Raw genomic sequence first — 20,902 nt, forward strand, 5'->3', positions numbered from 1 at the left:
CGTTGCGGATTGACGTGAAGAGGAATCCGCACCTCCGGAACAGGTGAGGCCCTGCTGCCCGGTGCGTGCCAGTGGTTCAGACCAGGCGGAGGGGTTTCTCCGGGCGTATGCCCAGCTCCACGAGCCAGACGCGGAGGGGGTCGGGGTCGCCGTCCTCCACCAGGCTCAGCACCCGGGGCGTCAGGTCAGGGGCACGCTCGCCCGCGATCAGGAGGACCGGGCCGTCCAGCCAGTCCAGGCCCGGCGCCGCACCCGCCGTGTCCATCGCCGCGCAGCAGACCATCGCCGTGACGTGATCGGCCAGCAACTCCCGCTCCGTGCGCGGCGGTTGGAGCGGGAAGAGGGGGAGCGCCGCGTCGTCCCAGAGCGCCGTGTCCGGGCCCGGGGTGGCGCCGGGCGCCGGGCGGGGGGCGGCGGCTTCGTCACGCGCGAGCTCCGCGCTGAGACGGGCGGCGAGGGCGGAGGTACGGGGGGAGAGGGCGGGCGGGTCCTCGGGGTAGAGGTCGGCGTCGTCGAGGTACCGGAGGTCGTCGTCGGTGTAGGGGTCGGGGGTGGGCGGGTCCTGGTCGGGGGCGGTACGGGGGGACTGGGCGGGGTCGGGCGCACCGGCGTCCAGCCCTGCATCGACGCGTAGCTCACCGGCGCCGACAGGTGCACCGGCATCATGCTGACCGGCGCCGGACCGTGCACCGGCATCTCGCTCGCCAGCGCCAGGACCTGCATCGGAGTCCCGCGCACCGGCATCGCCTTGGCCGCCCGCCCGGCCCGCCTCGGTGTCCAGCCCGGCATCAGCGTCCCGCCCGGCGGCATCCCGGCCCGCGCCGACGTCTCGCACACCGGCATTCCCTTCGCCGGCCGCCCAACCCGCATCAGCGTCCAGGTCGGCATCTCTCTCTCCGACGCCTTGCTCCCCGGCGTCCAGCCCGGCATCAGCGTCCCGCCCGGCGGCATCCCGGCCCGCGCCGATACCCCGCTCACCAGCCCCCTGCCTCGCCTCAACCTCCAGGCCCGCCCCGGCGTCGTGCTCGTCAGCCCCCTGGTCCTCGCCGTCCCGCTCGACGGTGGCCCGCCCTCCGTACTCCGCTCCCGGCTCCCCTTCCGTGAGGTGCTCCAGCACCCGCGCCAGTGTCGGCGCGTGCGCGTCGCTGTTCGTCCCCGGTGTGCGGCGGACGCCCAGTGCGTCCAGGGTGCGGTGCAGGCGGGCCGCGTCGGTGCGCCATTTGCGGTCCACGACCTCGTCCGGGTAGTCCTGCCAGGTCACGGGGGACCAGTCGGGGCCGGGTTCGGCGGGGCCGCCGTGGAAGAGGCGGGCGGCGAGGAGGGAGGTGGCCTCGTCGATGGTGCCGGGTTCTTCGAGGAGGTCGCAGGCGGGGCGTTCGCCGAGGCGGGAGGCGAAGCCCTCGGCGAGACGGTCGCGGCGGGAGAGTTCCGTCAGGGCGGCGACCACGCCCGCGTCGAGACGGGAGGGCCAGCGGCCCATGCGCCACGCGGGGAGCGCGACCCGGGTCAGCAGGCGGTCCCAGCCCGCGTACGCGAGGCCTACCTGTTCCTGGGCGACGATCCGCAGCCCGTAGTCGACGGCCTGCGCGCGCTCGGCGGCGGCAGCGGCGACGCCCCGCTCCATCTCCGCCGCGTGCACCCGGCAGCCGCGCAGCAGGAGTCGTACGACGTATCCGGCGCCCGCGAAGAGCAGGCGGGGGGAGCGGCCGGCGGCGACCGCGACCGCCGCGTCCAGCCCGCGCACGAAGCGGCGGGCGGCGGCTATGTCGGGGTGCGCGGAGGGGCCCGTACCCGCGACGACGGGGGCGAGGACCGCGCGGAGTTCGCCGACGCGCATCCACCACAGGAAGGGGGAGCCGATGACGAGGACGGGCGCCGCCGCCGTACGCCCAGGCCCGCGGGTGTCCGCGACCTCGTCGCGCCGGGGCGGCTGCGGTGTGCCGTGCGCCCGGTGCGTGCGGTCCTCCAGCCAGCTGTCGCAGTCCGGCGTCAGGGCTATCGCGGAGGGCGCGGGGACGTCGAGCCGGTCGGCGAGGTCGCGGACCAGGCGGTAGAGGTCGGGCGCGGCGGACTCGGGGATCGGGACCGTCGGGCTGAGGGCCGGGCGCGCGCGGGCGACGAGGAGGGCGATCGCGGCGGTGGCGAGGAGGACGACGACGGCGACGCCGGAGACGATCCAGCGGGCCGAGTCCCAGCCGGGGCCGGCCAGGTGGCCGGTGCCTTTCCCGGCCAGCAGGATCACCGCCGCCGCGGCCGGGAGCAGGGCCGCGCCCAGCGCGCGCCCGCGCATCCGCAGGACCGCGAGGGCCCGGGCTCGCGCGGCCCGCACACCCGCCTCCGTACCGACCGAACCGCCGCTCATGCCCGCATCACTCCCCCTCCCGGCTCGCTCGCTTCCGCCTGCCTCTGCTCACTCCCCCACTGTGGCACCCGCCACTGACATCGCAATGCCGGTGGGCCAAGTGCCGGAACCTCGGCAGGCGCCTGAACACATGGGCCGCACCCTAGTTGGGGCGGGCAGCCCCGTCAGCCGGATGGCTCGACGGTCACTCGATGGAATGGCTTTGGGGAGAGGTGGCTGACGGGAACACGGGATCGGCTGACGGATTTCCGGGGCCGTGGAGCAGGAGAAGGGCCCCGCATCCAAGCAGACGGATGCGGGGCCCTTCGGGTTCAGTCGAGGGTTCAGCCGAGGTTCAGCCGATGCTCAGGCTTGGGCCGCCGCCTTCGCCGCGATGTCCGTGCGGTGCTGGGAGCCGTCCAGGATGATGCGGGAGATGGCCCGGTACGCGCGGTCGCGCGCGTGCGTGAGGGTGTCGCCGGTGGCGGTGACCGAGAGGACCCGGCCGCCGGCGCTGAGGATGTCGGCGCCTTCACGCCGGGTGCCCGCGTGGAGGACGTACGCGTGGGGGGCGTCCTCGGCGGTGACCTCGTCGAGGCCGGTGATCGGGTCGCCCGTGCGGGGGGTGCCGGGGTAGTTGTGGGAGGCGATCACCACCGTGACCGCCGCGTCCTCGCTCCAGCGCAGGGGGGGCAGGTCGGCGAGGGTGCCGTTGGCGGCGGCGAGCAGGACGCCGGCCAGCGGGGTCTTCAGGCGGGCCAGGACGACCTGCGTCTCCGGGTCGCCGAAACGGGCGTTGAACTCGATGACCCGTACGCCCCTGCCGGTGATCGCGAGGCCCGCGTACAGCAGGCCCGAGAAGGGGGTGCCACGGCGGCGCAGTTCGTCCACCGTCGGCTGGAGGACGGTGTCGAGGACCTCTTGGACGAGCTTCGGGTCCGCCCACGGCAGCGGGGAGTACGCGCCCATGCCGCCCGTGTTCGGGCCCTCGTCGCCGTCCAGCGCGCGCTTGAAGTCCTGCGCGGGCTGGAGGGGGACGACCGTCTCGCCGTCCGTGATCGCGAAGAGGGAGACCTCCGGGCCGTCCAGGAACTCCTCGATCACCACCCGCTCGCAGGCCGCCGCGTGCTCCTTCGCCACGGCCAGGTCGCTCGTGACGACGACGCCCTTGCCCGCCGCGAGTCCGTCGTCCTTCACGACGTACGGAGCACCGAACGCGTCCAGCGCCTCGGCGGCCTCCTCCGGGGTCGTGCACACGTAGGAGCGGGCCGTCGGGACGCCCGCGCCCGCCATGATCTCCTTCGCGAACGCCTTCGAGCCCTCCAGCTGGGCCGCCTCCTTCGAGGGGCCGAACACCGGGATGCCCGCGGCGCGTACGGCGTCCGCGACGCCCGCGACGAGGGGGGCCTCCGGGCCCACGACGACCAGGTCCGCGTCCAGCTTCCGCGCCAGCGCCGCCACCGCCTCGCCGTCCAGGGCGTCGACCTGGTGCAGCTCGGCCACCTCCGCGATGCCGGCGTTGCCGGGGGCGCAGGCCAGGTGCGTCACGGCGGGGTCGAGGGAGAGGGAGCGGCACAGGGCGTGTTCGCGGGCGCCGGTTCCGATGACTAGGACGTTCACGGAGTCAGCGTAACCGCTGAACGTGGGGGGCTCGGGGGGCTGTGCGTTCCTCCAAGGGCCTGGGCCCGGGGGTGGCCGTCCCCTCTTATTCGTTCGTGAACTCCTCCATCACCGTCGCCCCGAGCTCCCGCACGATCAGCTCGTGGCCCGACAGCGCCGACTCGTTCAGGTCCGGGTCGTCGTCCTCGGGGACGTCGTCCTCGGGGGCGACGATGTCGTGGACCGGGGGCGGGGGGGCTGCGGCGGGGGCCGGCTGGGCCGGGGGGTGGTATTCCGGGGCCGGGGGCGGGGTCTGCTGGGGGGGCGGGGGCTGGTACGCCGGGGCGGGCTGGGCCGCGTATCCCGCCGGGGGGGCTTGGGGGGCGCCGAAGGGGGCGCCCTGGGTTCCGGCCCCGCCCGCGTCCACCACCGCGTCGATCTTCCACTGCGCGTTGAACTGCTCCGCCAGCGCCTGCTTCAGCGCCTCCTCGCTGCCGCTGCTCGTGAACTTGTCGCGCGCGGGCGCGTTGATGAAGCCGAGCTGGAGGGTCGTGCCGTCGAAGCCGGTGACCTGGGCGTTCTGGCTGAGGAGGATCCAGGCGAAGCGGCGGCGGGTCTTGACGGCTTCGAGGATGTTCGGCCAGAGCATGCGGGGGTCGAGGCCGCCGGTGGGAGGGGTGTAGCCGGGGCCCTGGTCGGCGGGGGGCGCCGAGGCGGCGGGCGTCTGCGCGGGGCGCTGCGCTGCGCTGCCGGGGTTCGCGGCGGTGGGCCAGCCGCCGGGCTTGCGGCCCGCGCCGGTGGGGGCGGGGGTGGGCCAGCCGCCGGGGGCGGTGGGCTCGGGGGCGGGGGCCTGGGCGGGAGCGGCGTACGGGGCCGGGGGCTGGGGTGGCGCCGGAGGGGCGTACGCGGCGGGGGTCTGGGGTTGTGCGGGGGGCGTCGGCATCGGGGGCGCCGGAGGTGCCGGGGGCATCTGGGGTGCCGGGGGCATCTGGGGTGCTTGGGGCGCCTGGGGTGCCGTACCCGGTGTCGGGCCGCCCCGGACCGCCGCCCTCGCCGCGGCCGCGCCGCCGCCCTGGGGGGCCGGCATGTGGGCGTCGGAGGCCGGCTCGTAGCTCACCGGGAGTCCGGCGGGGGGTGTCGCGAAGCTCGCGCCTCGTTCGATGCGGTCGAGGCGGGCGATCAGGGAACGTTCGTCGGCGTACGCGGCGGGGAGGAGGACGCGCGCGCAGATCAGCTCCAGCTGGAGGCGCGGGGACGTCGCTCCGCGCATCTCCGTCAGGCCCTCGTTGACCAGGTCGGCGGCGCGGCTGAGTTCGGCGGCGCCGAAGACGCCGGCCTGCGCCTGCATGCGCTCGACGACGTCCGCGGGGGCGTCGATGAGGCCCTTCTCCGCGGCGTCCGGCACGGCCGCGAGGATGACCAGGTCGCGCAGGCGCTCCAGGAGGTCGGCGACGAAGCGGCGCGGGTCGTTGCCGCCCTCGATGACGCGGTCGACGACCTCGAAGGCCGCCGCGCCGTCGCCCGTCGCGAACGACTCCACGACCGAGTCGAGCAGCGAGCCGTCCGTGTACCCCAGCAGGGACGTCGCCATGCCGTACGTCACGCCCTCGGCCGTCGCGCCCGCGAGGAGCTGGTCCATGACGGACATCGAGTCACGTACGGAACCCGCGCCCGCGCGCACGACGAGCGGCAGGACGCCGTCCTCGACCGGGATCGCCTCCTTCTGGCACACCTGCCCGAGGTAGTCGCGCAGCGTGCCCGGCGGGACCAGGCGGAAGGGGTAGTGGTGCGTGCGCGAGCGGATCGTGCCGATGACCTTCTCGGGCTCCGTCGTCGCGAAGATGAACTTGAGGTGCTCCGGGGGCTCCTCGACGACCTTCAGCAGCGCGTTGAACCCCGCCGACGTGACCATGTGGGCCTCGTCGATGATGTAGATCTTGTAGCGGCTGCGCGCGGGGCCGAAGAACGCCTTCTCGCGCAGGTCACGGGCGTCGTCCACACCGCCGTGGGACGCCGCGTCGATCTCGATCACGTCGATCGAGCCCGGGCCGTTCCTCGCCAGGTCCTTGCACGACTCGCACTCCCCGCACGGCGTCGGCGTCGGCCCCTGCTCGCAGTTCAGGCACCGCGCCAGGATCCGCGCGCTCGTCGTCTTCCCGCAGCCGCGCGGGCCACTGAACAGGTACGCGTGATTGACCCGGTTGTTGCGCAGCGCCTGCTGCAACGGGTCTGTCACATGCTCCTGCCCGATGACCTCGGCGAACGACTCCGGGCGATAACGGCGGTACAGCGCGAGAGACGACACGCCTACGAGGTTATAGGCGCCCACTGACAAACCGGGCCGCGCGGCGGGAACGACCGCTCACAGCGGTCCCGCACACCAACGCGAAGACCCCCCACGCACCCGCCAGAGCCGACCTACCCTTGCTGCCTTCCGGCCCTGGGGGAGTTCAGTCAGATAGCGCCGCGTGAGGGGCTGTCCCCCAGCCTACCCGATCCCCCACCCCCTCCTTCCCCCCTCTCTCCCCTCCCCCGAACGGGTTCGCAACCACCCTCCGACGTCGTGTAATGTTCCGACCGGAGGATTCGCCTAGTGGCCTAGGGCGCACGCTTGGAAAGCGTGTTGGGGGCAACCCCTCACGAGTTCGAATCTCGTATCCTCCGCCAGTGCCTCACCGGGCACGATGTCGAAGGGCCCCACCGCGAGGTGGGGCCCTTCGACGTTGTCCGTCTCAGTTCGCCTCTGAGTCCTTTTCGGAAGCTCCCCAAGACCGTCGCGGACTTGCTGCGCGACCTTGCGGAGCATGGTCCCCGTCACGTGCATGTACCGAGCGCGCACGCGGGCGACTGCCCCAGGCTCCCACTCATCCAAGTTGGTGGGGCGCCTGACCCGGCAGAGCTCGCCACACAAGAGCTTGGGTGCCAGGCGTTCGCGCTGGGGCTTTCACTGCTGACACTCTGCCCCGTTGCCGCTCCAGGGTGGCGTCGATGACGGTCATGCGATCGGAACTGATGCGGGATCTACGGAAGCTGCACCAGGACCTCAAGTGGACAACGCCGCGCCAGATCAGTGATCACGCACGTCGAGACGCACGGAGCTTGCAGCAGCGATCGTCCTCCCTGGCGACGACGGGCATGGTGACGCACTCCACAAGGGCATGGGGCAGGTCGAGCGCGCTCGGCAGATGGCCGGCGGGGCCCCCTGCGAAAGGGCACTGCACTGTCAAACATATTTCACTCGTTAAGGGCTAGATCCCAATAAAGATCCCGAAGTGCAACCGCTTCGGCTCATGATTTTCCACAAGCCGATACGGCGGCACGAGAGGAAAACCATGCAGCATGATGTCTTCAGCCTCATCTCCGAACAAGTTCTGCGCGACTGCGGAGGGGAACCCATCTGCGCACATGTCGGCGACGTTCAGGCGTGCGCAGTAAAGCGCCATCCCACATATCATGCCCTGCAGAAAAAAATCCATCTCGGTCGATCGAAAACTGTAGCAAGCCTGCGCATCTGGGAATCGGTTAGCACTTTGGCGCGAGAGGGCAATCGGAAGGATCGAGAAAAATGGCTGATGGTCCTGCTGGATCTACTGACTCCATATTTTTATGGATGGTCGAAAGAGTTGGCAACTAAATGGCACTACGAGGTCTCTGACATCAGGTCGGCGATGATGAAAGGAGCCCTGGAGACATGGTTTTCCATGGAGGGCGGAACACCTTCCAGGAAAATTCTGGACATCATGATGAGAAGTGCGTTCACCGCCGCTCGCGACCTGGTGACAGTCGGAAGTTCGGAAACATGCACCGAGTTTTTCACCACCGAAATCACACATGAGGGCGATTCCGGAATGCGGGCCTCGTCAATCATCAATGCCCGCACGGTGCGGGATCCAGACGCAGATGAGCGGATCCGTGGGGAGCGGGCGGGGGCCTTGTTCAAGCGGATGGGAATCATGGACCACGTCGTGGTCTTTCACGTAAAACTCCGTAGCGGCTGCCGGAGGGAGGAGGATTCACCCGCCATCACTCCCGCACAGATGGGTCGATCGTGGGTCGACGGAAGGAATCTTTATTACCGAATCTCCGATCTCCTGCCGCAACACATCGGCTTCAACGAGGCTGCCGCCATCGTCGACTTTTCGACGTCGAAAGCATCAAAAATGGCCAAGGACGGCTCCCTCCCTTTCAGGGTACTATGGATCGGCAACAGCCGAGTCGTGTCGGTCAAGTCTCTGATGCATGTCTTGGGTATTCAGGACTCCATCGTGCACCCGGACGACGTGGAAAATGGCGCTTCCCATGTCGGCGACAATTAGTGAGCGGAGTCGGTCCCGCATTCTGCTCTTCGTGAGATCCTGGAGGGACGGCGTCGCCAGTACCGCTGTGGGCCACGGCAAGCAATGGAAAACAGGTTCTTGCGGCCCGACCGCAGACTGAGACGGCGCGCTATCAGGGATTCCGCCCAGACATGGACGGCCGTTCAGGCACACAAGGAGTACGTGAACCGCATGAAAAATGCTGCTGCATGTGTACTGGTGCTCCTGCGCAGACCCCGACCCTACGGGGTGTCGAGGGCCAACTCGACTGGCCTCCGGCTCCCCGTGACAACGGCCGATGCGGGGTCACCTCGCCCGCAAGGTCTCCTCACCCTACGTCGGCGGGGGTCCAGGAACAGGTCCGCTTTCCTGGCCCAGCGCTGACCTCCGGCGTCCGCGCCGCCGGTCGCGTACCGGCCGGAAGAGGACGTACACCGTCGACACCACCACGAACCCCAGCCGCAGCAGCCCCCGGGCCGGGTCGTCCAGGGTGGTGAGGACCGGGACGTACAGGGTGAGGAGGCCGATCCAGGTCCACCAGGGGATGAGGCGGCGTTGGCCGATGGTGTCCCAGAGGAGGGTGCCCAGGAGGACCGAGGCGGTGTAGTACGTGTAGACGCTGGGGTCGAGGGCGATGCGGGCGTTCGCGCCGAGGAGGACGACGGCGGGCCAGCGCCCGCGGGCGACCGCGAGGCAGCCGAGCGCGAGGCCGAGGGCGGCCTGGGCGGGGCGGCCCCAGGGGGGTGTGTCGGGGGCGCCCACGCCGAGCCAGCGCAGGGGGGAGGCCGGCTGGACGGGGATCGTGAACTGGGCCGCCGCGTACGAGTGGGGTGCGCCGACGAAGAAGGGGAGCCAGGCCACCGCGACGAGGGCCGCGCACCACAGGAACGCGCGCAGCCAGTCACGGCGGGGGAGGGCGAGCAGGAGGGGGAGGAAGGCGAGGGCCGTGGGTTTGGAGTCGAGGGCGAGCGCGAGGAACGCGCCGGTCAGGGCCGCGTTGCCGCGGGTGAGGGCGCGTACGGCGAGGGTGGTGAAGAAGAGGGCGAGGACGTCGTCGAGGTGCCCGAACCGGACCGCGACCTCGATCCACATGGGGATGAAGGCGAGCCCGGCGACGAGGACGCGTTGGCGCAGGCGCTGGTGGTTGGTGCCGGTGCCGAGGAGGTGCCAGGCGGCGCTGCGGCCGACGAGGACGAGGATGACGAGGCCGAGCAGGGACATCAGCGCGGCGGCGAGGAACTGGCCGGTGCCTTCGGGGAAGGGGTTGAACAGGCCCGCGACGAGGAAGCTGACCGGGCCCATCTGGAGTTCGGGGTGGTGGGCGTAGAGGTTGAGGCCGCCGCCCGCGCCGCCGTAGATCAGTTCGCCGCCGGTGCGCAGGTAGTGCCAGGAGAACCCGCCGTGCGGTTCGACGACGGCGAACCACAGCAGCGTCCAGGCGGCGAGCAGCACGAGGTGCGTCCGCTGACCGATGACCGGCACGTGTCGTCTCTTCCTTCTCGGCCCTCTCGCCCCGGCTCGTACGAGGAGTACGGCAGGGGCCCCTACTAGAGATGGCCGAAAAGGGGTGGGGGTTCATGGCGGGCGTCACACCGCCCCACCAGATCTTGAAAGTGCAAGTAGCCTGTGACGTGCTCCACCCGACCCCCATGCGGGTGGAGCCCCCCGAGAGGATCCCGCGATGAGCATGCCGCGCTGTGGCACACCGGAGGTACGGCGACGCCGCGGCCCGGCGCGCTCACTCCCCCGGCAGCTCCGCCTCCGCGTACGTGACGAAGTCGGAGACCAGCCGGTCGAAGAGGTCCGCGAGCCGCTCCAGATCACCGGGCGTCCAGCGGGTCAGCGCGACCTCCATGCCCTGCCGGCTCACCTCGCGGATACGCCGTACGGCGGCGAGGCCGGCCTCGGTGAGCTGGACGCGCTGCGCCCGGCGGTCGTCGGGGTCGGGGATTCGGACGACGAAGCCGGCCGCCTCCAACTGGCGCAGCTGGCGCGTCACATGGGACGCCTCGACCGAGAGGCGCACCGCGAGGACGCCGGGCCGCAGCGGGTCGCTCTCGGAGATGAAGCGCAGGATCGCCACGGAGGCGCGGTCGAGGGTGAGGCCGGCGCGTTCCATCAGGCGCTCGTGCTGGCGGGCCCGGCCGGCCAGGTAGGTGACGCGGTTGAGGGCCTGTTCGATGTCCATCACGTGCGGGAGGGAGTCCGTCGCGAGGGGGATCGCGGGCGCCGGTCCGGCTGTCTCGGCCGTCTCGGCCATCTCGGCTGTCTGCGTCATGTGCACCGTCCACGTCGTCGAGTCATCCGTTCAGCGTACAGATGCTTGCGTAACTCAAGCAAGATCCAATCGTTGCTTGACTTAAGTAACTCGATTGTGGTTGCCTAACTCAAGCAACGAAGCCTCCCGGGGTCTTCCCCGGGCTTCATGTGACCCCCGTCGTCCTGAGGAGTGACCCCCCATGCCGGACATCAGTGCGGCCTTCCTCTGCGCACTCACCGTCGCCCTGCTCGGCGCCGGGTTCGCCGCGTCCGTGGCGTCCTGGCACGGGTGGGGCCGAAAGTCCTAGCCGTGTCGTCCTGAGACCCCTGAGATCCCTCAGACCCCTGAGACCCCGGAGCCGCGATCAGCGGAACGCGGTTCCGGAGCGCCGTGTCCCGTGGGGACGGGGAGCGGCGCAGACGTCGGACCCGGCAGCGGAACAACCCCCCGTTCCGCGCCGGGTCCGGCGGCGCATCACGGCTCCGCCGGGGGCGTACTACTCCCGTAGGGGGGCCGCCCCAGTTCGACAGGAACCCCACTTCCATGATCGACCACCTGAGACAGCCGCCCGGTCCGCCCCGGCGGCGTCGGCTCCTCGACGCCGCCCTCTCCCTCGTCCTGTTCGCCTGCGCCCTTCCCGGCAGCCAGGTCGCCTTTCCCGGGCGGGATCCCGAACTGCCGCTCTGGCCGGGCCTGTTGCTGGCCGGTGTCGCGTGTGCCGTGCTGCCCTGTCGGCGGCGGGCGCCGCGTGCGACGACCGCCGTGCTCTTCGGGTGTACGACCGTGCTGTCGGCGCTCGGCTATCTGCTCTCGGTGATGCTGCTGGCGCCGCTGATGGTCGCGCTGCACACGCTGGCGGTGCGCACGGACCGGCGGACCGCGAACACCTTCGCGTTCACCGGCATCGGGGTCCTCACCTGCGCCGAACTGTTCCTCGGCCCCTCCGGCGAGCCCCTGGTCCTCAAGGTGCTCAGCCCCGCGGCGTGGCTCCTGCTGCCCACCTCCCTCGGTACGGTGACGCGGCTGCGCGGCGCCTGGCTGGCGGCCGAACGGGAGCGCGCCGAGCACGCCGAGCGGACCCGGGAGGAGGAGGCGCGGCGGCGGGTCACCGAGGAGCGGCTCAGGATCGCGCGCGATCTGCACGACGTCGTCGCCCATCACCTCGTCCTCGCCAACCTCCAGGCGGGCGCCGTCGCGCGGTCGATGCGGGCGCGGCCCGAGGAGGCGGCGGCGACGGTCGCCGCGCTGACCGGTACGACGGCGTCGGCGCTGCGTGAACTCAAGGCGACGGTGGGGCTGTTGAGGCAGTCCGGGGACGACGGTCCCGACTCGGGGCAGGTGCCCGGGGTCGCCCGTCTGCCCGACCTCGCGGCGTCGTTCCGGGACGCCGGGCTCGCGGTGACCGTCGACGTCGAGGGGGAGCCGCGGCCCCTGCCGGCCGGCGCGGACGTCACCGCGTACCGGATCGTGCAGGAGGCGCTGACGAACGTGACGAAGCACGCGGCTACCGGTAGTGCGCGGGTACGTCTCGCGTATCTGCCCGGGCGGCTGGATCTCTCCGTCGTCGACGAGGGGGGCTACCCGGGTAGTACCTCCGAGGGAGGCGGGGGTGGAGGCGGGGGGTACGGCCTCGTCGGGATGCGGGAGCGGGCTCGTGCCGTGGGGGGACGGGTACGTACGGGGTACCGGCCTCGGGGTGGGTTCGAGGTGGTGGCGGAGCTACCTCTCAAGTCGTAGTACCCCCACCTTCCAAGAATTAGCTTGCGTGACTCAAGCAATCCTGTTTATGATTGCGTAAGTCAAGCAACCTCCTGTTGCCGGACCGATCCCCCCTCTCCCGCCACCCCCCGGAGGCCCCGCCATGTCCGACGCACTCACCCGCCCCGCCTCGGCGGGATCCGCCCCGCCGAAGCCGAACGCCGTGGTGGCGGTGCTGGCGCTGGCCGGGATCGTCGTCTCGCTGATGCAGACCCTGGTCATCCCGATCGTCCCGGAGCTGCCGAGGCTGCTGGACGCCCCCGCCTCCGACACCGCCTGGGCGGTCACCGCGACCCTGCTCGCCGCCGCCGTGGCGACGCCGGTCGTCGGGCGGCTCGGGGACATGTTCGGCAAGCGCCGGATGCTGCTCGTCAGCATCGTCCTGCTGGTCAGCGGCTCGGTGGTCTGCGCGCTCGCCGACTCCCTCGTACCGATGATCATCGGTCGCGGCCTGCAAGGGCTGTCCGCCGCCGTCGTCCCGCTCGGGATCAGCATCCTGCGTGACACCGTCCCGGCGGAGAAGCTCGCCGGCTCCACCGCCGTCATGAGCGCCTCGCTCGGCGTCGGCGGCGCGCTCGGGCTGCCGATCGCCGCGTTCATCGCGGAGAACTGGGACTGGCACATCCTCTTCTGGACGTCCGCCGCGCTGGGTGTCGTCTCGTTCCTGCTGGTCACGACGTTCGTACCGGAGTCGAAGAACCGCGCCGGGGGCCGTTTCGACCTCGTCGGCTCGCTGGGGCTGTCCGCCGGGCTCGTCTCGCTGCTGCTCGCCGTGTCGAAGGGCGCCGACTGGGGCTGGACCTCCGGTACGACGCTGGGGCTCGGCGCCGCCGCCGTCGTCATCCTGCTGGCCTGGGGCTGGTGGGAGCTGAAGGCGAAGCAGCCGCTCGTCGACCTGCGCACCACCGCGAAGACCCAGGTCCTGTTCACCAACCTCGCCTCGATCGCGCTCGGTTTCTCGATGTTCGCGATGTCGCTGGTGCTGCCTCAGCTCCTCCAGCTGCCCGAGCAGACCGGCTACGGCCTCGGCGAGTCGATGATGACCGTCGGCCTGGTGCTCGCACCGCAGGGCTTCGTCATGATGGTGATGTCCGCGCTGTCCGCGAAGGTCACGAAGGCCAAGGGCCCCAAGGTCACGCTGATGATCGGCGCGCTGATCGTGTCCGGCGGGTACGCGCTCAACATCCTGCTGATGTCCGAGATCTGGCACCTGGTCCTGGTCTCCTGCATCATCGGCGCCGGCGTCGGCTTCACCTACGGCGCGCTGCCCGCGCTGATCATGGGCGCGGTCGACCCGTCCCAGACGGGCGCGGCGAACAGCCTCAACACGCTGATGCGGTCCCTGGGCACCTCGTTCGCCAGCGCCATCGCGGGCGTCATCCTCGCCCAGATGACCACGGACTTCGGCGGCCACGCGCTGCCCTCCGAGAGCGGCTTCAAGGTGGTCATGGCCATTGGGGCGGGCGCGGCGCTGGTCGCCTTCCTGCTCGCGACGTTCATCCCGAAGGCGCGGGCCACGGCCGGTGGGCAGCCCGCCGGTGACAGTCCGGCGGAGCCGGCCACCGCGGGGGCCAAGGCGTAACGCCTGCGCAGAAGAGCCCGGGACCACACGGTCCCGGGCTCTTCTGCGTTTTCCGGACAGGGGAGAGGTGACCCACGTCATACCTCCCCGACCCTTAGATTGCTTGCGTAACTCAAGCAATCTAATATGCTTGAGTAAGTCAAGCAACGAACCCCGTACGGCTTCGTACGACCGTGAGGAGCGCAGTCATGGAGCGGAACCAGGCCCCCACCACCGGCCCCCTCGCCTCCTTCCTCCGCTTCGTGCTCTGCGGTGGTGGCATCGGCGTCCTGTCCAGCCTCGCCGTGCCGCTGGTCGCGATGTCGATGCCGTGGGTCGTCGCCAACGCGGTCATCACCGTCGTGTCGACCGTGCTGTGCACCGAGCTGCACGCGCGGTTCACGTTCGGTACGGGGCGGCGCGCGGGGTGGCGGCAGCACTGGCAGTCGGCGGGGTCGGCGGCCGCGGCGTACGTCGTGACCAGCGTCGCGGTGCTGGTGCTGCACGCGGTGCAGTCCTCGCCGGGCATGCTGACCGAGCAGGTCGTGTACCTCAGCGCCTCCGGGCTCGCCGGGATCGGGCGGTTCCTCGTACTGCGGCTGTTCGTCTTCGCGGGGCGGGAGGCTCGGCGGGGTCGGGTGCAGGTGCCGGCGCTGACGGGTGGGGGTGTGCTGCCGGCGCTGTCGTAGCCCCGTGGTGCCATAGCCTCGGGCTCATGGACTGGCTCGAACGGGTGACGGAGCTGCGGCAGTGGACGCGGCAAGGGGTGCGGGCGCCGCACAAGCCCCTCCTCCTGCTGTACGCGCTCGGGCGGTACCAGCGGGACGCCGGGGAAGGGCTCAAGTACACCGCCGTGGAAGGGGACTTGAAGAACCTCCTCGCCGAGTACGGGCCCGCCCGCGCGACCTCCCCCTCCTACCCCTTCCACCACCTCACCAGCGACGGCGTCTGGGAGGTCAGCACCGACCTCGGGGACGGCAGTCCCGGCAGCGGGGTCGGGAAGCTGAAGGAGTCCGGCGCGACGGGGCGGCTCGCGCTCGAACTCCGCTCCGACCTGCGGCGCCGGCCCGAACTCCTCTGGCAGCTCACCCGGTTGATCCTGGAGCGGCACTTTCCGCCGTCGCTGCACGCGGAGTTGTGCGAGGCGGTGGGCCTGGACCTCGACCCCCTCGCCGCCTACGCCCTCACGAAACGCCGGCAACGAGACCCCCGCATCCGGGAGTCGGTCCTCGCCGCGTACGACCACCAGTGCGCGTTCTGCGGCTACGACGGCGCCCTCGGTTCCCGTCCCGTCGGGCTTGAGGCGGCCCACGTCCGCTGGTGGGCCTTCGCCGGGCCCGACACGATCGACAACGCCCTGTGCCTGTGCGCCCTCCATCACAAACTCTTCGACAAGGGCGTCCTGGGCATCTCCCCCACCCACCGCATCCTGGTCTCCCCCCTCTACACCGGCACGACCCCCGCCTCCCACACCCACGTCACCTCCCTCTCCGACCACCCCATCCGCACGCCGCGCCCGGACGCGCCCCACATCTCGACGCCGCACCGCGAATGGCACATGACACAGGTGTTCCGAACGGCGGCTTGAGAGGGCGCACTGAGGGGGCAGGCGAACGCCAGAGGTGGTGAGGTGCGGGCTCCGTACGGTTTCGGCGGCGCCGGATGTGTCCAACGGCCCTCCTCCGACCCCGAACCCGGCGTCGGAGGAGGGCCGTTGGAGCGCGGCTCAGTCGAATGGGCCCACCCCGTCAGCCTTGTCCCGGCTTCCTCACCTCTCGATCCGCACCTTCTCCTCCACGCTCACCTGGTCGACCTCCGAGACCCGGACGGTGACGCGCATCGTCCACTCCCCGGCGATGGGGAGGGCGAGGGAGTCGGCGGCCCAGTAACCCCCGCGGTTGACGAGTTTCGCGTCGAGGGGGCCGATGTCCTGGGCGTCGAGGCTGAAGGAGATGCGGAGTTCGGGGACGGTGGCGAAGCCGCCGTCGGCCGCGTAGACGACCGCTTCGAGGGAGTTGGGGCCGACCCTGCCGGGGTTGAGGGTGACCTGGACGGTGCCCTGCGCCTTGACGCCGGGGGACGTGACGCTGAAGGGCACGCGGGTCACGGACGTCGCGAGGACACCGGCCTCCGCGCTGGACGTCGTCGCCGCCTCGGCCTCCGCCCGCCCGGGCAGCGTGCCGGTGAGGACGGTCGTGATGACCAGGACGATCACCGAGACGACGACCTCCAGCAGGACGGACCGCCGCAGGGCCCGGCGCTGCGCGTCCTCCGCCGGGGTCAACTCCTCGGGTTCGAGGCGGGACGTGAACGACACCGGCGAGAGCGGCAGCGCCTTCGCGCCATCCGTCCCGGCACCCGACTCCGTGTCCGCCCCCGCCGCTCCACCCGACTCCGCCACCGTGTCCAGCCCGTCCGGCACACCCGCCCCGGACCCCCTGTCCAACTCCGTCACCCCACCGGACCTCGACCCCGAGTCCAGCGCGGACACCCCGCCCGACCTCGACACCGAGTCCGCCCCAGACCCACCGGCCCCCACCGTCTCCGCCACCCGCTCCCGCACCGCCACCGCAGAAGTCACCGCACTGCTCACCGCGCTTCCCCTCGTGTCACTGTCGCTCTCGGCTGCCTGCAACCGCCTCACGGCCCCCCGTGACCACGCCCCGACCGCCAGCAGCACCACGACAGCCGCCAGCTTCGCGAGCAGGATCCGTCCGTAGGAGGACTCGGTGAGCGCGGAGAGCGAGCCGAGCCCTCGCCAGGACTGGTAGACACCCGTCACCACAAGGACGACCACACAGGTCGCGGCGGTTCGGGAGAAGGCAATGATCACCCGCGCGGGCACCGGAACAGAACTCCGGTTCAGCACGGAGAACAGGGAGGTGAGACCCCCCAACCATACGGCCATGGACAGGAGATGAAGCACCGTGGAGGTCATCGCGACCGGCACCTGGATGCCCGCGGACGCGTGCTCGGCGGCGGCCCAGGTCAGCGCGAGGCCGACGATGGTGACGGCGCCCGCGGAGAGCGTGGCCTTCTTGGACCACCACTTCTGCCACATGAGCAGCGCGAGGACGCCGAGGAGCAGCAGCCGGGCCAGCAGCGCGAGCCCGGGACGCGAGGTGAGGGTCCGGGACAGCGAGGACGGGTCGAAGACCTCCACGAGCCCGGCCCCGGTCTCGTAGGGCCCGCGCAGGAAGAAGAGGAGGACGGTCGCCCCGGCGAGGGTCCAGCCCCCCACCCGCAGCGGCCGCCGCAGCGCGCGCGTGTCCGGCGGCCGGCAGACGGCGATGAAGACGGCCGTCCCGATGAGCAGCGCGGCGGCGACGTACGCGACGTAACGGGTCAGTGTGTAGACGCTGTTGGTGGTGGGGTTCTCCACAGGGCCAGCCGAGAGGGGCGCCAGCGTCGGGGACGGCTTGCCGATGGAGAACGTGAAGGCGCCGGAGACGGGGTGGCTGTCGGCGGAGACGACGCGCCAGGCGACGGTGAACGTGCCGGTGCCCGCGTCGGCCGGCATCGTGACGCGCACGGCGTCCGAACGGCCGGGCACATGGCTCGCCTTGCCGGTCTTCACCCGCTTGTTCTCGGGGTTGAGGACGCGGATCGAGTCGTCCAGGAGCCCCACGGACTCGGTGAATCTGAGGGTGACCTCGCCGGGGACGGTCGCCACGACGCTCCCGTCGGCCGGGTCGGTGCCGGCCAGCGCCGCGTGCGCCGAGGCCGTACCGGCCGATCCGAACAGCAGCAGGACCAGCAGGGTGCCGAGCAGCACCACCGCCCGCCGTACCTCCGCCCGCCGTACCGCAGACTGGCGTATCTCACCCACGTCGTTCACTCCGCCTCCGAACGGCCCCCTGAGTCCATACCTCCCTTTACGTACGGCTCCGGCCCCGCCCCCGCTCATCTCTTGCCCCACCGGCAATCCCCCCTTACCTCCTGCACAACCCAGCAATACGCTCCGCTTGAGATGGGTAACGCTCCGTGAGCGGGCCGAGTTCCCCGTGCTCGTACTCCTCATAGGTGAATCCCGGCGCCATCGTGCAGCCGAAGAGCGTCCACCCGCCGAGCGGCCGTGCGCCCATCCAGGTGCGCGCGGGCACGGTGAGCTGGACGGCCTGCCCGTCGAGGACGTCCGGCCCCAGCACCGCCGTACGCGACGAGCCGTCCGGCGCGAGGAGGAGCATCTCCAGGGGGGCGCCGAGGTAGTGGTGCCAGGTCTCGTCGTGGGGGAGGCGGTGCAGGGCGGAGTACTCGTCGGCGCGCAGGAGGGCGACGATCGCCGTGCCGGTGGGGCGGCCGTCCGGGGCCGGGGGGCCGGTCCAGGTGCGGTGGAAGAGGCCGCCCTCGCGGGGGATCGGCTCCAGGGAGTAGTGGGAGATCAGCTCGTCCGGGGTCACCCGGGGAACGCTACCTCCCGGGTCAGGAACGCCAGTTGGGCCTGTTTCGCGGGCAGGTGCACGTCCGGGAGGTCCACTTCGGGGAGCGTGACGACCGGGCCGGGTACGAAGCCCTGGCGGAGGAAGCGGGCGACGGCCTTCTCGTTGCGGGGGTCGGGGTCGACGACGACCCGCCGCCGGCCGAGGGTCCCGAACACGTACGCCGCGTACGTCCCCAACAGGGCCGCCGACCAGCCGGGTCGCCGCGCTCCGGGGGCCAGCAGGACGTGGACGCCCGCGTCGCCCGGCTGGACGTCGTAGCACTCGCCGACCCGGTCGGCCGCCGGGTCGTAGAGCTGGAAGAGGGCCACCGCGGTCCCCTCCAGTTCGGCGAGGAAGGCGTGGTGGGTGTCCAGGGTCGCCATGTGGGCGTAGATCTCGGTGACTTGGGGTTCGGTGAGGCCGTTCATGCCCCAGAACCCGGCGCGTTGGTCCGTGACCCAGGGGTGGATCGTGCGGGCGTCCGCCTCGGGGTCGAGGGGGCGGATCCGGACCGTGCCGAAGCCGGGGACGGGCTGTTCATGGACGTACATCAGCGCTGCTCCTTGTGCAGACGGTTCCAGTCGGTCTCCACGGGGGCGAGATCTCCCTTGAGCCACAAGGGGAGTTGGTCGCCGTGCGGGACGATCCAGCGGCTGCGGCGCCGGTCGGCGAGGTCCCAGACGTACCGCGCCACCGGCCCCCGCGCCGCGCGGTCCGTGACACCGGGGACCGCGGAGGTGCACAGCACGCAGTCGTGGTCGCCGGAGAGCGGGGGCGGTTCGTACGTGTCGTCGGGCAGCGCGCGCCAGGGGGTGAGGCGGTGGGTGTCGCCCCACGTCCGCGCGGGGCGGCCGGCGACGGCCTCCAGGGCTTCCCGTACGACGGTGTCGCGGTCGATTTCCGCCAGAGGCCCGGCCAACTCCTCGGCGCGCAGCAGGTGTTCGAGGGCGAAGCCGATCCGGGGGGTGAGGGCGAGCCAGGGGAGGAGGACGTCGGGGTAGGCGGGCGGGGTCGTGAGGCCGGCGAACGCGGGGTGGGCGGCGAGGGCGCGGACGACCTCGGTGCGGAGGGCGGCGTACGCGGCGGCGTCCGTGCTGGACGCGTCCATGCGGCGGTTCCAGCGCAGGAGGCGGTCCCTGAGGGTCGCCGCTTCCGGGGCGAGGTCCTTCAGTGCCGCCACCCTCCCCAACAGGGGTCCTGCTGAGGCGAGTTGCGTGTCCAGGTGGATCACGCCGATCTCCTCCGGCGTCCACTTCTCGCGCTCCTGGAGGAGTTCCCTGATGCGGTCGGCGCGGTGGGCGGGGGCGAACTCGACGCCCAACTCCCTTGCCGGGCCGCGCTGGTTGGCCATCACCGCGATGCCGTCGGTGAGTTCGGCGCGGGGCATCTCGTGCCAGCCCGTCCACTCGTGGCCGGGTTCCCAGGCCGGGACCAGGCGGACACGGTTGGCCTCCGCGCGGACGGGGACCCGGCCCGCGACCCGGTGCAGGGTGCCTCCGGCGGTGTCGGCGGCCTGGACGACGTTCACCGGTTCGCACCAGGTGTCGAGGGCCGCGTCCACGTCGTCCACGTCGCGGGCCCGCAGCAGCTTGAGGAGTGTGCCGAACCCCAACTCCCCCGTGACACGCGGCGGATACCGCAGGCTCAGCGCCAACGGGGTCGCGTCGTCCAGCCCTTCGGGACCGCCGGCGACGACCGGGCCCCGGGGTGTCTCCAACACCTCGATCTCCACGGGGGTTTCGCCCGCGACCTCGACGACTTCCGTATGCCGGTGGACCCTTCGCCACACCCCGTCCGGGTCCAGCGCCTCCACCCCGGCGCCGGTCCGCCGCAGCCGCTCCCTGTACAGGTCCTGGTAGTCGGCCATCGCGTTCGTGATCGCCCACGCGACGGTCCCGGTGTGCCCGAAGTGCGCGATGCCGGGTACGCCGGGGACGGCCAGGCCGACGACGTCGAACTCCTCGCAGGCGAGGCGGACTTGCTGGTAGATGCCGGGCTCCTCGATGAACCGGTGCGGATCCCCCGCGATCAGCGCGCCCCCGCTGACCGTCCGGCTCCCGTCCAGCAGCCACCCGTTGCTCCCGGACGTGGCCGGCCCGTCGGTCGCGAACAGCGGCAGCGCGTCGTCCCCGAGTTGCCGCGCCGCCTCCTCCCGCCACAGCTTCGCCGGGAACCCGGCGAACAGGATGTGCACGGAGAGCCAGACGGCGAGGGGCGTCCAGGGCGCCCAGGCCCCGGGGAGGAGACCGACCCGCTCGAACTCGGGGGCGGGGAGGGGAGATCCGGGACCGACGCCCGCTCCCACACCATCCGCTCTCGCACCCCCGCCGACCCCCAACCCCTCATTGACCCCCTCCACATAAGCCCGCACCCACCCCGCCGTCTCCGGATCCACCCCCTCCAGCCGCTCGAAGCATCTTCGCGCCGTGTCCTCCAGCCGCACCCGCCGCGCGAACACGTCCCACGACAACGCCTCCGCCCCCAGGAACGCCGCGGACGTCCCCTGCGCCCTGTGCCGCTCCACCTCCAGCTGCCAGGCCCGGTCCCGGGCGGTGATCAGCCCCTGGGCGTGGGCCAGCGCGGTGGCCGTGGTGGCGCGGAGGTGGGGGACGCCCCATGCGTCGCGGTACGTCTCGGTGGTCATTC

At 71.7% G+C, this 20,902-nt stretch carries 14 protein-coding genes, 1 tRNA gene, 1 other RNA gene and 2 pseudogenes; 6 read left to right on the plus strand and 12 right to left on the minus strand.

The window, feature by feature from the left end:
* Positions 1 to 76: 76 nt before the first annotated feature.
* The 4 genes from ACLZOT_RS37515 to ffs all read right to left on the minus strand — a co-directional run bounded on the left by ACLZOT_RS37515 (position 77) and on the right by ffs (position 6,421).
* On the minus strand, positions 77 to 2,362 hold the full coding sequence (locus ACLZOT_RS37515; protein WP_416973624.1) for a hypothetical protein: 2,286 nt from the start codon (positions 2,360 to 2,362) through the stop codon (positions 77 to 79).
* 345 nt (positions 2,363 to 2,707) lie between these two features.
* The gene (gene purD / locus ACLZOT_RS37520; RefSeq protein WP_416973625.1) at positions 2,708 to 3,961 is read right to left on the minus strand and encodes a phosphoribosylamine--glycine ligase; all 1,254 of its coding nucleotides are present in this window, start codon (positions 3,959 to 3,961) and stop codon (positions 2,708 to 2,710) included.
* An 85-nt stretch (positions 3,962 to 4,046) separates the two neighbouring features.
* Entirely contained in the window at positions 4,047 to 6,245 is a 2,199-nt protein-coding gene (locus ACLZOT_RS37525; RefSeq protein WP_416973626.1) for a DNA polymerase III subunit gamma and tau, read from the minus strand.
* 79 nt (positions 6,246 to 6,324) lie between these two features.
* An RNA gene (gene ffs / locus ACLZOT_RS37530) (signal recognition particle sRNA small type) lies at positions 6,325 to 6,421 on the minus strand.
* 98 nt (positions 6,422 to 6,519) lie between these two features.
* Between ffs and ACLZOT_RS37535 the strand changes: the two genes are divergently transcribed.
* Positions 6,520 to 6,607: transfer RNA gene (locus tag ACLZOT_RS37535), tRNA-Ser, on the plus strand.
* A 296-nt stretch (positions 6,608 to 6,903) separates the two neighbouring features.
* Here the strand turns inward: ACLZOT_RS37535 and ACLZOT_RS37540 are convergent.
* Together ACLZOT_RS37540 and ACLZOT_RS37545 are read right to left on the minus strand one after the other, a co-directional pair.
* Positions 6,904 to 7,002 (minus strand): annotated as a pseudogene (locus ACLZOT_RS37540) (IS5/IS1182 family transposase); the annotation flags it as partial.
* Between the two features lie 15 nt (positions 7,003 to 7,017).
* Positions 7,018 to 7,125: pseudogene (locus ACLZOT_RS37545) on the minus strand (IS5/IS1182 family transposase); the annotation flags it as partial.
* Between the two features lie 147 nt (positions 7,126 to 7,272).
* Between ACLZOT_RS37545 and ACLZOT_RS37550 the strand changes: the two are divergent.
* Positions 7,273 to 8,256, plus strand: a complete 984-nt coding sequence (locus ACLZOT_RS37550; protein ID WP_416973627.1) for a hypothetical protein — start codon at positions 7,273 to 7,275, stop codon at positions 8,254 to 8,256.
* Between the two features lie 333 nt (positions 8,257 to 8,589).
* Here ACLZOT_RS37550 and ACLZOT_RS37555 read toward each other — a convergent pair whose 3' ends face one another.
* Together ACLZOT_RS37555 and ACLZOT_RS37560 are read right to left on the minus strand one after the other, a co-directional pair.
* The gene (locus ACLZOT_RS37555) at positions 8,590 to 9,738 is read right to left on the minus strand and encodes a hypothetical protein (RefSeq protein WP_416973628.1); all 1,149 of its coding nucleotides are present in this window, start codon (positions 9,736 to 9,738) and stop codon (positions 8,590 to 8,592) included.
* A 256-nt stretch (positions 9,739 to 9,994) separates the two neighbouring features.
* Complete coding sequence (locus ACLZOT_RS37560; RefSeq protein WP_416973629.1) at positions 9,995 to 10,534, minus strand: MarR family winged helix-turn-helix transcriptional regulator; 540 nt, start codon at positions 10,532 to 10,534, stop codon at positions 9,995 to 9,997.
* Between the two features lie 525 nt (positions 10,535 to 11,059).
* Between ACLZOT_RS37560 and ACLZOT_RS37565 the strand changes: the two genes are divergently transcribed.
* From ACLZOT_RS37565 to ACLZOT_RS37580, 4 genes are all read left to right on the plus strand, one after another.
* Positions 11,060 to 12,253, plus strand: coding sequence for a sensor histidine kinase (locus ACLZOT_RS37565; RefSeq protein ID WP_416973630.1), 1,194 nt, complete (start codon positions 11,060 to 11,062; stop codon positions 12,251 to 12,253).
* A gap of 124 nt (positions 12,254 to 12,377) precedes the next feature.
* Complete coding sequence (locus ACLZOT_RS37570; RefSeq protein ID WP_416973631.1) at positions 12,378 to 13,856, plus strand: MFS transporter; 1,479 nt, start codon at positions 12,378 to 12,380, stop codon at positions 13,854 to 13,856.
* Positions 13,857 to 14,044: 188 nt separating this feature from the next.
* A complete protein-coding gene (locus ACLZOT_RS37575) occupies positions 14,045 to 14,524 on the plus strand; it encodes a GtrA family protein (RefSeq protein ID WP_416973632.1) in 480 nt (159 codons plus the stop codon).
* A gap of 26 nt (positions 14,525 to 14,550) precedes the next feature.
* Entirely contained in the window at positions 14,551 to 15,423 is an 873-nt protein-coding gene (locus tag ACLZOT_RS37580; RefSeq protein ID WP_416973633.1) for a phosphorothioated DNA-binding restriction endonuclease, read from the plus strand.
* A gap of 180 nt (positions 15,424 to 15,603) precedes the next feature.
* On the opposite strand, the gene ACLZOT_RS37585 is transcribed toward ACLZOT_RS37580, so the two are convergent.
* The 4 genes from ACLZOT_RS37585 to ACLZOT_RS37600 all read right to left on the minus strand — a co-directional run bounded on the left by ACLZOT_RS37585 (position 15,604) and on the right by ACLZOT_RS37600 (position 20,900).
* Positions 15,604 to 17,664, minus strand: a complete 2,061-nt coding sequence (locus tag ACLZOT_RS37585) for a copper resistance protein CopC (RefSeq protein WP_416973634.1) — start codon at positions 17,662 to 17,664, stop codon at positions 15,604 to 15,606.
* A 103-nt stretch (positions 17,665 to 17,767) separates the two neighbouring features.
* Complete coding sequence (locus ACLZOT_RS37590) at positions 17,768 to 18,235, minus strand: cupin domain-containing protein (protein WP_416973635.1); 468 nt, start codon at positions 18,233 to 18,235, stop codon at positions 17,768 to 17,770.
* Positions 18,232 to 18,807, minus strand: coding sequence for a GNAT family N-acetyltransferase (locus tag ACLZOT_RS37595; RefSeq protein WP_416973636.1), 576 nt, complete (start codon positions 18,805 to 18,807; stop codon positions 18,232 to 18,234). Before ACLZOT_RS37595 ends, ACLZOT_RS37590 begins: the two co-directional genes overlap by 4 nt.
* Positions 18,807 to 20,900: a penicillin acylase family protein gene (locus tag ACLZOT_RS37600; protein ID WP_416973637.1), complete on the minus strand. Its 2,094-nt coding sequence runs from the start codon at positions 20,898 to 20,900 to the stop codon at positions 18,807 to 18,809. Before ACLZOT_RS37600 ends, ACLZOT_RS37595 begins: the two co-directional genes overlap by 1 nt.
* Between the last annotated feature and the right edge of the window lie 2 nt (positions 20,901 to 20,902).

This window comes from Streptomyces sp. 4F14 (assembly GCF_048159485.1).
In the GTDB taxonomy this organism is placed as follows: Bacteria; Actinomycetota; Actinomycetes; order Streptomycetales; family Streptomycetaceae; genus Streptomyces.